This window comes from Psychrobacter sp. SC65A.3 (genome assembly GCF_025642195.1).
Taxonomy (GTDB): Bacteria; Pseudomonadota; Gammaproteobacteria; order Pseudomonadales; family Moraxellaceae; genus Psychrobacter; species Psychrobacter cryohalolentis.
The window spans coordinates 1,751,807-1,764,944 of sequence record NZ_CP106752.1 but is presented as its reverse complement, the minus strand read 5'-3'; the positions used below and the strand labels follow the sequence as shown (position 1 = coordinate 1,764,944).

Below are 13,138 nucleotides of genomic sequence, written 5' to 3'. Positions count from 1 at the left end.
TGAAGAGAGTGACATGCGCTTTAGAAAACCAACCGTTGAGCCGCTTGAAATTAATCTGACCCCAATGATTGATTGTTTATTATTTTTAATCGTGTTTTTGCTACTAGCAACCTCGTTCAATCACTTTAGCCGCTTAAATATTATTTTGCCTGAAGCGGAAGGTGTGGCACTGACTGAAGAGAAAAATAGTATCGAGGTAGCTGTACAAGAAGATGGCAGCTACTTGGTCAATGGTATTACCCTTGCCAGTAGCAATGAAGCGGAACTCACCAGTATGTTGCAGCAAGAGGCGGGCAGTAATCGTGATATGCTATTTGTGATTGCCGCTGATGCCAATGCCACACATCAATCAGTGGTAAGAGTGATGGATATCGCTGGCAAATTGGGCTTTTTAAATATAAACATCAGTACCGTTGTACCACTTGGTCAAGCGTTACCGCAATAAATCTGAATAAGCTTATAGCGTGTTCTCAGTATTAAGCACCATCACTCTTTTTTATGGCTATATACATCATTGCAAGTTACTGCTTTATCAATGCCATTTACTCTCGTTCTTATACCTATATTGAGGCTTTTATGAGCCAAGCTTACCAACCTGACTCTACAAAAACTTCTGCTAAAACACCAGTAGCACCAACAGTGGCGACGTTAAATCCGCCTAAACGCAAGACGCTCATGCGTTTACTGGCTTATTTAAAACCATACTGGTGGGCAATATTGCTCACTATCATCGGTTTTGCTATTAATGCCGCCACCGAGATTTGGATTGCCAAACTCTTGCAATACATCACCGATGCTATCAATCAGAACGATCAAAGTAAACAGGATTTATTTCCGTTTATTATTGTGATGTTGTTCTTTGTGCGCGGTGTGGGTAGCTTTTTGGGTAATTACTATACGGCATTGGTGTCACGAAATTTGGTCTATGAGCTGCGCGTAGAAGTGTTTAATAAGTTACTGCGTTTGCCAAGCTCATTCTATTTGGCCAATCCGGCAGGGACGATTTCATCTAAGCTTATTTTTGATGTTGAGCAGGTGACCGCTGCTAGCACCGATTCGATGAAAACGTTATTACGTGACGGTCTCACCGTGGTTGCCTTGATGGGTTTTTTGCTTTATAGCAACTGGCGTTTGACGCTGATTTTATTCGTTGTGCTGCCACCGATTTTATGGCTTATCCGTGTAGCGTCAAAGCGTTATTTGAAGCTTTCCAAAGGTATTCAAGAAACGATGGGTGATGTCAGTCATATCACCAATGAAGTCATCAATGGTTATCAAGTGGTCAAAAATTATGGTGGACAAGCATACGAGTCCAAGCGCTTCGATGTGACATCTAAGAAAAACCTACGCCAAGGCATGAAGGTTGTTGTGACCAATAGTATCAATACCCCAGCAGTACAGTTATTGATGGCAATGGCAATGGCAGTCGTGGTTTGGCTAGCGCTACGCCCTGCGGTGATAGACGATATCTCAGCAGGTCAGTTTATCTCTTATATCGCAGCAGCAGGTCTCTTAAGTAAGCCAGTACGCTCATTGACGGATGTCAATCAACAACTGCAGAGAGGGCTTGCAGCTGGTGAATCGATATTTGCTTTATTAGATGAGCCGGAAGAAGCAGATACTGGTGGGCTTAGTCCTGCCTTGGCAGGTGAGATTAAACTGGATAATGTCAGCTTGGTTTATCCAGATTCAACCGTGGCACTACACGACTTTAATTTGGATATACGTGCAGGCGAGACAGTAGCGCTCGTTGGACGTAGTGGCGCGGGTAAATCATCTTTAGTCAATTTACTCACACGTACGTTAACCACTTCTTCAGGGCAGATTACGCTAGACGGTATGCCCATTGAAGACATTAAGCTTGAAAGCTTACGTGCCCAGATTGCGATGGTCAATCAGCAAGTGGTACTGTTTAATACCACTGTGTTTAATAATATTGCTTATGGCAGTTTGGCTCATAAAACTCCAGCTGAAGTTGAGCAAGCAGCAAAAGATGCCTTTGCTCATGATTTCATTATGCAAATGCCAAATGGCTATCAAAGTGAAATCGGTGCTGAAGGTTTACAACTCTCTGGCGGTCAGCGTCAGCGTCTATCGATTGCACGTGCTCTGCTAAAAGATGCGCCAATTTTGATATTGGATGAAGCTACTAGTGCTTTAGATAATGAGTCAGAATATTATATACAAAAAGCGCTCGATAATATTATTAAGAATCGCACGACACTGGTTATTGCACATCGATTGACGACAATTGAGTCTGCTGATCGCATTGCTGTACTAGACGGTGGTCAGATTGTTGAGCTTGGCACCCATGCTGAGCTGATGCAATTGCATGGTCATTATGCGCAGATGTATGCGCGTGATTTTGAATAATTATGAATATTGAAACGATAATAACACGTGCATGGCAACGTAAAGCGGCTTGGCTTTGGCTACTGTTGCCAGTGAGTTGGCTGTATGCACTGTTGATGGTACTGCGCCGCCAAGCTTATAAAGTAGGTGTTTTTTCCAGTTACCGTGCGCCTATTCCAGTCATGGTCATCGGTAATATCACGGTGGGTGGTAGCGGAAAGACACCATTAATTATTGCTTTGGTTCGACATTTGCAGCAGCAAGGCATTAAAGTAGGGGTTATCAGTCGCGGTTATGGCGGTGATAGCAGCCAGATGCCATTATTGGTTAATACAGAGAGCGTCCCTAATGTCGTCGGTGATGAGCCATGTCTCATTGTTAATACGACAGGGCCAGCCATGGCCGTATCTCCTAACCGTCAGCAAGCGATTGCTATTTTGCTAGAGGCTTATCCAGATCTACAGCTTATTATAGCTGATGATGGCTTACAGCATTATGCGCTGCAACGTGATATTGAATGGGTTGTGGTAGATGCAGCGCGAGGGTTTGGGAATAAACAGTTGCTACCGACAGGATTTTTACGCGAACCCATTTCACGATTAAAGGGTGCTAATGTCATTTATCATCAAAAGGCAGCTACATCATCGATATACAATAAATCTGATCATAATACGCTTCTAACTGAGCATTTAACGATGCATTTACAAGCGGATGATTTGGAGCTGTTGTGGTCATCTAATAATCAGATAGATAATTTAGCCGTAGTAGCTATGGTACCTGAAAAAAGCAGCCAGGTACATGCGGTGAGCGGCATTGGGTATCCTCAGCGTTTTTTTGATACTTTAAATGCGCTTGGTTTTGAAGTGTTTCCGCATCCTTATCCTGACCATTATGATTTTAGTCTGGATGAACTGTTGCAGTATACTGACTATCCTATTATCGTGACCAGTAAAGATGCCGTGAAAATAAAAGCTTTGATAATGCAAGCCATTATTAATCATGCGCTGAGTGACGAGTATAAAGAGTTAGTCAGCAGATTATGGGTATTGCCAGTGACCGCAGTATTGTCAGAGAGTTGTTACGAGAGTTTACAACAGCAATTGCAAACCTTGGACATCGATATAAGCATGAGAAAGCAATAATATAGCGTTTATCATATAAAGATTTAAAAGGTTTTATAGGAACATATTATGTCATCAGCCCTTATGCCCGTCAAAACTCATATCGTCATTCCTGCGCGTCTAAAAAGTACACGTCTACCTAACAAGCCATTATTAACCATTCATGGCAAGCCCATGATAATTTGGGTAGCTGAAAAGGCACGATTGGCGGATTTTGCCGATGATATGTGTATTGCAACCGATGATGAGTCGATTGCAAAAGTTTGTCTAGATGCAGGTTTTGATGTAGTGATGACAAGCAGTGAACATGCTTCAGGTACGGACCGTTTGGCTGAAGTGGCTGCCATCAAAGGCTGGGCTGCCCATGATATAGTGGTTAATATGCAAGGTGACGAACCACTAGTGCCACCATTGTTACTAGAGCAAGTTAAAACATTATTGGTACAAGATGTAGAGAGCGTCATGGCAACTTTATGTGAGCCAATCGAGGACTATGATACCTTTATGCGCCCATCCGTCGTTAAAGTGGTCAGTCAGAAGTCCAATGACCAACAACGAGCGCTTTATTTTAGTCGCGCGCCGATTCCTTGTAATCGTGATGTTGTATTAACCAGTGAGAATAATAAACAGCCGCCAAAAAATGCCTATCGTCATCTAGGCTTATATGCTTATCGTGTCAGTTTGCTACAGCAATTTGTTCACTGGTCACAAACGCCGCTTGAAATACTAGAAAGCTTAGAGCAATTACGTGTGTTGGAAAATGGTGGACATATCGCCATTGCTAAAGCTGCCTGCTCATTACCTGCAGGTGTCGATACGCAAGAAGATTTGGATCGTTTAAATGCCATGAGTTTGACAGATTTCCAAGATTATTAATGTAGAATAGCCTAAGCAATAAAAATACAGTTTCTATTAAAATAGTTTTAATTAAATTTTATAGCATTATTTTTATTCCAAATTACTCTTAGAAATTATGCTCTAACACAGATTTTTAATTGAAAGATATTAAGTGAGTGCCATGAGTGAGCTGACAAATATGACAGATGATATGTATTTTGCGCCACTATTGCCATGGCAACACGAACTTTGGTCGCAGCTGACAATGCGGGTACTAGCGCCGCAGCAATCTCTACCTCATGCGCTGTTAGCAGCTGGTATGCAAGGCATGGGCAAGCGCGCTTTTGTATGGCGATTGGTGGCATGGTTATTATGCCGCGCGCGTGATGAGCATCCACTCGGCGCTTGCGGTCATTGTGAGAGCTGTCAATGGCTTAGATCAGGTACGCATCCAAGCTTACAAGTGCTACCGCTAGTCAGCCTGCCAGTCAATGCTGATAGCAGCGCTCAAAAAGAAGCGTTAGCTAATAGTACAAAAGATAAAAAATCTGCTAAGACAGCGAGTAACGCGTCATTAAAAATAAAGGTGGATGATATTCGTGCCTTGCAGCCTTTTATTTATCAAGGCGGGCAGGGAATGCGTATTTGCGTATTAGATCATGCTGAGAAAATGACCATTGCCGCCGCCAATGCGCTACTTAAAACCTTGGAAGAACCCCAAGCCCAAGTCCATTTATTTCTGATTAGTGATGCCCCTGCACAGTTGCTCCCAACGATTAAAAGCCGTGTTCAGCAATTGGCATTACAGACGATTGACCCTGCTGTCGCAGTGGATTATGTGACTAAAGCATTGGGCAGCAATATTCATCGTGAAGCGGTTGGTACAGATGCCATTGAGCAGCTTATCCAGTTAGCAAATGGTGCGCCTTTAGCAGCTGTGGCACTGGCTCAAGCGCCATGGTATAGCAAGCGCGCACTATGGCTGACAACATGGCAGGCATTACGTAGCGGTAAGCGCAGTAGCGTGGCGGCAAGTGACTATTGGCAAACCCAACTTGGTATTGTCGAATTTATCCAGCTGTCTGAACTCATGATAATCGATATCCGCCGTGTTGGTTTGGGCTTTGAAGCGCAGCAAAAAGACATTAATTTTTTAATCAATTTAAATGATTGTCAACCTATTGATAGTAGGTTAGAGGTGTTTGCGCATAGCTTACAACAGACAAAAATTGCGCTGCAACAAAACGTGCAAGAAAAATTCGCCTATGATAAGCTGATGCAAGATTTGGCTTGCTTGTAATAGACAACAAAGCCTAAAGATGCTCTCGCATATCAGTGCATGCCATTAAACTTATTATCAGTATTTATACTCTAATACTATACAAGATAACCCTGTGTGAAAAAATACTGTAAACCTCATTGATAAAGGAAGCTGACTATGGCAATGCCAGGACGTGGTGGGATTTTAACCTGTCATATTGAAAACATAGATATGCTATATGCAAGCTATCTGTCCTTTGTTACCAATGGGGCATTGTTCGTGCCGTCTGATCGAGCGCAAAAACTGGGTGACGAGGTTTTTATTGCTGTTACTTTGCCCAATTCTAGCGAGCGTTTGCCTATGAATGGCAAGGTAGTTTGGATTAATTCTAAAGCTCAAAGTGGTCGTCCAGTAGGTTTTGCAGTCCAAATGGGCACGGACATTACGGGATTAAGAATAAAGAACGAAGTTGAGCGTCTATTGGCAGGTAAGATCGACAGTTTGCAGGCTACTTATACTATGTAGTTTTAATATTTATCAGCAATTATAATGACTGTATAAAAAAAGCCTTATAACTCTTTATAAGGCTTTTTTATGAGCAATATTTTTTAGACAGTGTGAATGCTAATAATTAATAGCGCGGCGGCACATACATATCATCAGGAATAGGCTCGCGATAATATTCATCATCGCGCTTACGATCAGGTAGCTCCACCTCATCGCGTGGCACTTCTTTATAAGGAATTTGCTCAAGTAAATGGGCAATACAATTGAGCCTTGCACGTTTTTTATTATTGCCCTCAACCACCCACCAAGGCGCTTCAGGAATGTGCGTACGCTCAAACATCGTCTCTTTTGCTTTTGTATAATCTTCCCAGCGTCGCCGTGATTGCAAATCCATCGCTGACAGCTTCCACTGTTTCAGTGGGTCATGAATCCGGCTCATAAATCGAGAATGCTGTTCATCATCAGTAATTGAAAACCAATATTTTACCAAACGTATGCCCGAACGTACCAGCATACGCTCAAACTCTGGTACTGATTGAAAAAACTCTTCGTACTGCGCATCCGTACAAAACCCCATAACACGCTCGACGCCCACGCGGTTATACCAGCTACGATCGAATAAGACAATCTCGCCTGCAGCAGGTAAATGCGCCACATAACGCTGAAAATACCACTGTGATTGTTCACGTTCAGTAGGTGCAGGTAGCGCAGCCACTCGACAAACACGGGGGTTTAATCGTTGGGTGATACGTTTAATCGCCCCACCTTTACCCGCAGAATCACGTCCTTCGAATATCACCACAATGCGCTCACCGCGATCAACGACCCAATCTTGCAGTTTAATCAGCTCACGTTGTAAACGTACCAGCTCTTGAAAGTAGGTACGCCGATCTAACCGCTCTTGCTCACTCATCTCGCGACCATCAAACCGGAAATCGCGTACATAATCGTCTATTTCATTCTCAAGCTCTTCATCATAACTGTCAATTAAGTCTTGGTGCATCTTGCGTTTTAGCTCATCGTTCAAAAGATCTTTATCCATACGCTCTATGAATGTCACTTGCTCAGGTGTGGTTAATTTACTGCGTTCTTGCTCGGTTAAAGATGTCGGGTCAATTATTAAGGGTTTTTTACCCATGATGCGCTCCTGATAAATATTTTTATTATGCCGTTACTATCTTATAGTCCATTAAATCCAAAAGTACGTCGATATAAGTGTCGTTTTTACAAATATCTTTATTCTGTTTTATACCCATCTTTACTTTAGCATAGCACGCTCAATTCTATGAGTAGAGTAAGCTTCATTATTGTGTTAATAAAGTAGCCAATATTTATTTAGATAAAAAAATACCCTCTAATCTATTGATTAGAGGGTATTTTTAAAACTGCATTAGTCTTACACGTTGTATTTACATATCACTATTTTTCTAAGATACAGGTCACACCTTGACCGCCAGCGGCGCAAATAGAGATAAGCGCACGACCTGAGCCTTTTTGATCTAATAGTTTGGCAGCAGTGGCTAGGATACGACCACCGGTTGCAGCAAATGGATGACCTGCAGCAAGTGATGAGCCGTTGACGTTTAGCTTACTACGATCGATAGAGCCTAGTGGCGCGTCAAGACCTAGACGCTCTTCACAGAACTTCTCGTCTTCCCATGCAGCAAGCGTTGATAATACTTGTGAAGCAAAAGCTTCATGGATTTCATAAAAATCGAAATCTTGTAGCGTCAAACCAGCACGCTCAAGCATACGCGGTACGGCATAGGCCGGTGCCATGAGCAAGCCTTCTGTATCACCAGATTTACCGATGAAATCAACAGCCGCTGTTTCTTGATGGACGATATAAGCCAATGGTTTTAGACCATGTGCTGCCGCCCACTCATCAGTACCCAATAGGATACAAGATGCACCATCAGTCAATGGGGTAGAGTTAGCTGCAGTCATGGTTGGCTTAGCATTCTTCTTACCAAAAACAGGCTTGAGCTTAGCTAGCTTCTCTAAAGTGGTATCTGGACGCAAGTTGTTATCGCGGGTCAGACCTTTATATGGGGTAATTAAATCATCAAAGAAACCTTCGTCATAAGCGCGTGCTAGGTTTTGATGACTATTGAAGGCAAGCTCATCTTGCGCTTCACGGCTGATGTTCCATTCAAGCGTAGTGATCGCTTGATGGTCGCCCATAGATAAACCAGTACGTGGCTCACCATTTTGCGGCGTATCAAGTAAATCTTTCGGGTTTAGACCCATCAATGCTTTTAGGCGTTGTTTATTGTCTTTAGCTGCACCCAATTTAATCAATACTTTACGTAAGCCATCACCGACTGCGATAGGCGCATCAGAAGTAGTATCAACACCGCCAGTAATAGCTGAATCGATGATACCAAGCGCGATTTTATTGGCAGAAGCAAACGTCGCTTGCAAGCCAGTACCACAAGCTTGAGAGATATCATACGTTGGGGTATGTGGGTTAAGTGCAGTATTTAATGTCGCTTCACGAGTCAAGTTGATATCGCGGCTCAGTTTCATAACTGCACCAGCAACGACTTCGCCGATTTTTTCATCTTGTAAGTTAAAACGCTCGACCAAACCATCTAACGCAGCAGTGAGCATATCCGTGTTGCTAACATCAGCATATGAGCCGTTTGAGCGAGCAAATGGGATACGGTTGCCACCTAGGATAGCCACACGGTTCTGACCTGAGCTAAGCTTAGTCGTACTTGCTTTTTTAGCCACAGTATTTGTTTTCTTAGCAGGAGTCGCGTCAGCCTTTTTAGGTGCTTCTTTTTTATCGCTGTTACCTTTTGCTGCACTTTCTTTAGCTGCGTTATCCTCTTTCGTAGCAGTGGTTTTACTATCTTTTGCTACGGTTTCTTTTTTAGCGCTATCAGCTTTTGGTTCTGCTGCTTTGGCATCTGTTTTTTTAGCATCAGTGGTGTCTGATTTTACAGCAGTATCAGTGCTCTTAGCATCACTGGCTTTTACCACTGTGGTCTCAACAACAGGACTATCTGGGTGATTGCTTTTGTTACTCATAATATTATCCTTAAAAAATATGGGTAGAAATAGAAAAGGGAAGTTATCAAAAAAATATTTAAATAATAGAAGTCTTTATTCTAAAAACACCTAAAATACTTTAGATACGTATTACCATTTATTGCGATATATATTACACATTATTGTCATATAGCATAAGACGCTTTTTATAACCTTACTGTATATCTTTAGCAAACGATGTGACGCTTAACCATGGATATTGCAGTGTTTACAAGGATAAATACAAGCTTTATAAACTGGCTAGTACTGATTAAAAGCATTGCATAATCGTAGGTTTGATAATATATTGTTATCGATAAATGGATTTGCTATAACTTATAGGTCTTAGTTTAGCACAAACTAAAATCCTTTAACGGCAGAAAAATAGACCATCTTGTATACTGGCTTGTCTACATATTGCTATGGACATTAGTGGTTTTTGGACTTATTCGGTATGAATGTGTATAGTTAAGACCGTTTCTAACCTATTTAATAAGTACTTATTATTTATAAATGATGATGTTAATGTCGCTTTATACAGGTAGTTTTTATAATCAATGCACTTTAATAGCGCGCATTTCATCATAGATACATTTTATTCTTGTTTACTATTATCTTACTCATCAATTAAAGGATTATATTATGTCAGACCGTTATGGTGATTTTGTTCAGTCGTCTATTGGTAAAAAGGTTGCAAAGAATTTAGGCTTACCAATGCCAGTAGATCTTGACCGTTTTGATAGTGGTCAACCTTTGGTACGTGGCAGCGTGCTGGTTGGTCGTGCTAATGGTGGCAATAACGCAGTTAGTGCGTCAGTGGCTCGTATTTTGTCAGAGCTGCATACGGAAATCTTTGTAAATAGTGGTGATGACGTAAAAGATACCCTGTCGGATGCAGGCGTTAAAGCCAAAGCCAATACTGGCAGTGATGATAAGTTTAAAGTCTTATTGTTTGATGCCAGCAATATTAGCAATGCTGAAGAGCTCAAACAAGTGTACGAGTTCTTTCATAGCGTTGCGCGCCGTGTCGAAAAATCAGGTCGAGTGATCGTCATTGGTCGTCCACCAGAAGCGTTGACTGATATCGAAGCCGCATTGGCGCAGCGTGCCCTTGAAGGTTTTGTAAAATCAGTTGGTAAAGAGTTTAAACGTGGTATTACCGCACAGCTTATCTATGTTGAAGCAGGCGCAGAGCAGAATTTAGACTCAACGCTACGTTTTTTTACGTCAGCGCGTTCAGCTTATGTGTCAGGACAGGTCGTACGTGTCAGTAATGGTTCCAATGTCGATGTCGATTGGAACCAACCATTAGGTGGCAAAACCATGCTTGTCACTGGCGCAAGTCGCGGTATTGGTGAAGCAATTGCCCGTGTATTGGCTCGTGAAGGGGCGCATGTTATTTGTTTAGATGTACCACAGCAGCAAGCTGACTTGCAGAAAGTGGCAAGTGAAATTAGTGGTTCGGCTTTGACAGTGGATATTACCAGTGCTGATGCTGGTAAAGAAATCGCAGAAGCTGCACAAAAACGGGGTGGTTTGGATTCAGTGATTCATAATGCTGGTATCACCCGCGATAAAACACTAGCAAATATGGATGATAAACAGTGGGATATGGTGCTCAATATCAATTTGGGAAGTATCGCTAAGCTCAACCGTTATTTACTAGATAACGATGTATTAAAAGATGCTGCACGTATCGTCTGTGTGTCTTCAATCTCAGGTATCGCTGGCAACTTGGGCCAAACCAACTATGCGACCTCAAAAGCTGGTGTCATTGGTTTAGTCAATGCAACCGCCAAGCAGCTAGAAGACAATGCAAAAGGCATGACCATCAATGCAGTTGCGCCAGGATTTATCGAAACGCAAATGACTGAAGCGATTCCATTTGCTATCCGTGAAGCAGGTCGTCGTATGAACTCGATGAGCCAAGGCGGTTTACCAGTCGATGTTGCAGAAACCATCGCATGGTTTGCCTCACCTGCCTCTGGTGGTCTAAATGGCAACGTTATCCGCGTTTGCGGTCAAAGTTTATTAGGTGCATAATTGTCCTAATACCATATGGAAATGCAGATAATAACGAGGGCTATGTGAGCCATAAAGCTGGTCGCTGATTGCCTTTATTAAGCAAGGTGTTGATGTTACTTCACATATGCTTACGAAAAAACTGCTCATAAATTGTAATAAAGCTGCCCAAGGGTGGCTTTTTTATGATAAAAACAAAGTGACAATAAGCCAAACACCGTTGCGCCTATTTTAGGATTTCATCTTATATTTTAGTCATCGAATTCATAGCATATTAAATGCCATCAAAAAACTACTCAATCCCAACTTAGGATGTATTATGTCAGACAAACATTATGATGCGTTGCCCAAAGCGCATACTACCTATGCAAATATTGTCAAAAGCCTATTGCCTATCGGTAATAATGGTAAAGTCAGCCGCGATGAGTTGCCGCAAGCGACATATTTTGTAGATGATTTGCATATTGATCAAAGCAATCTAAATGATTATCGTAAAATTTGCGGCTTTGCAGACGATGGCAATGTGCCAATTACGTATTTTTCGGTGCTTTCACAGGCGTTACAGATGAATATGATGGTCAAAGAGCCATTTCCATTTGCTATGCTAGGACTGGTTCACGTCGATAACAGCGTGACCCAGTATCGTGCCATTAAGCAGAGTGAAACGGTTGCTATGTCAGTGATGTTTGATAATTTGCGTGACCATGCCCAAGGTCAGCAGTTTGATTTTGTCACCACGGTAAAGGCAGCAGAAGAAATCATTTGGGAAGGCACGTCGACTTATCTATCACGCAGCAAAAAACCTGCCAGCAGTAAGGACAAAAAGAGTACGCCGCGTCCAGTAGCCGTTAAGCCATCAATCAATGAAGAGGGTGTTCACAGTATTTTTGAAGTGCCAGAAGATATCGGTCGCCGTTATGCGTTTGTCTCTGGTGATTTTAACCTGATACATTTGCATCCATTATCAGCACGTGCCTTTGGTTTTCCAAAAGCTATTGCTCATGGTATGTGGTCAAAAGCTAAGTGTTTGGCAATGATGGGCGAGCTGCCTGATGCTTGTACGGTTGAGGTGTCATTTAAGCTGCCTATTTTCTTACCATCTGAAGTAGAGCTTATCGCTGATCCACTTGCTCAATTAGAAGGCGCAGAAGATACTTGCCAGTTTGGTTTGTTTAGTGCAAAAAATGACAAGCCGCATCTTGCTGGTGTGATTACCTTGCAGGATAAAGCGAAGTAAAATATAATTTTTATATCAAAAATCATTACTATTGAAAACATTTATCCTTATGACTTTACATGAAAATTCAAAAAGCACCGAATGCTCTGATCATTCAGCTGCGGTAGACAAAGCAGCAGTTGCTGATGCTAGCAGTGCCGACACTAGTAGCAACGATAATGGCATCCATCTTGCCACCATATTTGAGCCATATTTTCGTCCTGATGAAAATACCATCGTATGCGGTGCGCTTGATGATGAAAAGGTGGCCGCATTGGCAGCAGCTGGAGTTGAGTTGGTTATTAACTTGCAGCCTGATGAAGAGCTGAAATTCGATGAAAGTACAGCTGTAGAGCAAGCAGGTATGCAATACGAGCATTTACCTATCAATGGCACTGCTGACTTGAAACAGCTTAAAATACTGGCGTTTGATAACATACTACGTCAGCATCATGGCAAAAAAATTGCCATGCATTGTGGCTCTGGCAATCGTGTTGGCGCTGCCATAGCCTTACGAGCTGGTTGGTTACGTGGACGTAAAATGGATACGGCTATGGAGCGTGGGCGTAGTCATGGTTTGACTAAACTTGCAGAAGAGGTTCATAATCGATTGCTAGTACCGCGTTAAATCATAAATATCCCTAACAATAAAAAAGGCGACCTTAGGGTTGCCTTTTTTATTGTGTGATACATTATAAAAATATTTTGGAGGATAGAGATTTTTTATCCTGATAAGATGTATAACAGGCTTTAAACTGAATAACTTCATAAATATAAAATAGAACA

Annotated in this window: 11 protein-coding genes; 9 read left to right on the top strand and 2 right to left on the bottom strand. The window is 42.0% G+C overall.

Annotated elements, in window-relative coordinates; all coding sequences use genetic code 11:
• Window positions 1-13 precede the first annotated feature (13 nt).
• From OEG80_RS07450 to OEG80_RS07425, 6 genes are all read left to right on the top strand, one after another.
• Window positions 14-445 carry an ExbD/TolR family protein gene (locus OEG80_RS07450; protein WP_263240125.1) on the top strand — a complete coding sequence of 144 codons (432 nt, stop codon included), beginning with the start codon at window positions 14-16 and terminating at the stop codon, window positions 443-445.
• Window positions 446-576: 131 nt separating this feature from the next.
• The gene (gene msbA, locus OEG80_RS07445; RefSeq protein WP_263240123.1) at window positions 577-2,373 is read left to right on the top strand and encodes a lipid A export permease/ATP-binding protein MsbA; all 1,797 of its coding nucleotides are present in this window, start codon (window positions 577-579) and stop codon (window positions 2,371-2,373) included.
• A gap of 2 nt (window positions 2,374-2,375) precedes the next feature.
• Window positions 2,376-3,494: a tetraacyldisaccharide 4'-kinase gene (gene lpxK, locus OEG80_RS07440; protein WP_149408563.1), complete on the top strand. Its 1,119-nt coding sequence runs from the start codon at window positions 2,376-2,378 to the stop codon at window positions 3,492-3,494.
• A gap of 48 nt (window positions 3,495-3,542) precedes the next feature.
• Window positions 3,543-4,349 (top strand): 3-deoxy-manno-octulosonate cytidylyltransferase, encoded by an 807-nt coding sequence (gene kdsB, locus OEG80_RS07435; protein ID WP_020443271.1) that lies wholly within the window; start codon window positions 3,543-3,545, stop codon window positions 4,347-4,349.
• Between the two features lie 142 nt (window positions 4,350-4,491).
• Window positions 4,492-5,610, top strand: coding sequence for a DNA polymerase III subunit delta' (locus tag OEG80_RS07430; RefSeq protein ID WP_041772513.1), 1,119 nt, complete (start codon window positions 4,492-4,494; stop codon window positions 5,608-5,610).
• Between the two features lie 138 nt (window positions 5,611-5,748).
• The gene (locus OEG80_RS07425; protein ID WP_011513403.1) at window positions 5,749-6,096 is read left to right on the top strand and encodes a PilZ domain-containing protein; all 348 of its coding nucleotides are present in this window, start codon (window positions 5,749-5,751) and stop codon (window positions 6,094-6,096) included.
• Between the two features lie 106 nt (window positions 6,097-6,202).
• Here the strand turns inward: OEG80_RS07425 and ppk2 are convergent, their stop codons facing one another.
• Window positions 6,203-7,216 (bottom strand): polyphosphate kinase 2, encoded by a 1,014-nt coding sequence (ppk2, locus tag OEG80_RS07420; protein ID WP_011513404.1) that lies wholly within the window; start codon window positions 7,214-7,216, stop codon window positions 6,203-6,205.
• A 281-nt stretch (window positions 7,217-7,497) separates the two neighbouring features.
• Complete coding sequence (locus OEG80_RS07415) at window positions 7,498-9,114, bottom strand: acetyl-CoA C-acetyltransferase (RefSeq protein WP_149408561.1); 1,617 nt, start codon at window positions 9,112-9,114, stop codon at window positions 7,498-7,500.
• Window positions 9,115-9,756: 642 nt separating this feature from the next.
• On the opposite strand from OEG80_RS07415, the gene OEG80_RS07410 reads away from it, so the two are divergent.
• From OEG80_RS07410 to OEG80_RS07400, 3 genes are all read left to right on the top strand, one after another.
• Window positions 9,757-11,157 carry a 3-oxoacyl-ACP reductase gene (locus OEG80_RS07410; RefSeq protein ID WP_263240120.1) on the top strand — a complete coding sequence of 467 codons (1,401 nt, stop codon included), beginning with the start codon at window positions 9,757-9,759 and terminating at the stop codon, window positions 11,155-11,157.
• 298 nt (window positions 11,158-11,455) lie between these two features.
• Window positions 11,456-12,373, top strand: coding sequence for a MaoC family dehydratase (locus OEG80_RS07405; RefSeq protein ID WP_149408557.1), 918 nt, complete (start codon window positions 11,456-11,458; stop codon window positions 12,371-12,373).
• A 49-nt stretch (window positions 12,374-12,422) separates the two neighbouring features.
• Window positions 12,423-12,980, top strand: coding sequence for a beta-lactamase hydrolase domain-containing protein (locus OEG80_RS07400; RefSeq protein WP_149408555.1), 558 nt, complete (start codon window positions 12,423-12,425; stop codon window positions 12,978-12,980).
• The last annotated feature ends 158 nt before the right edge of the window (window positions 12,981-13,138 follow it).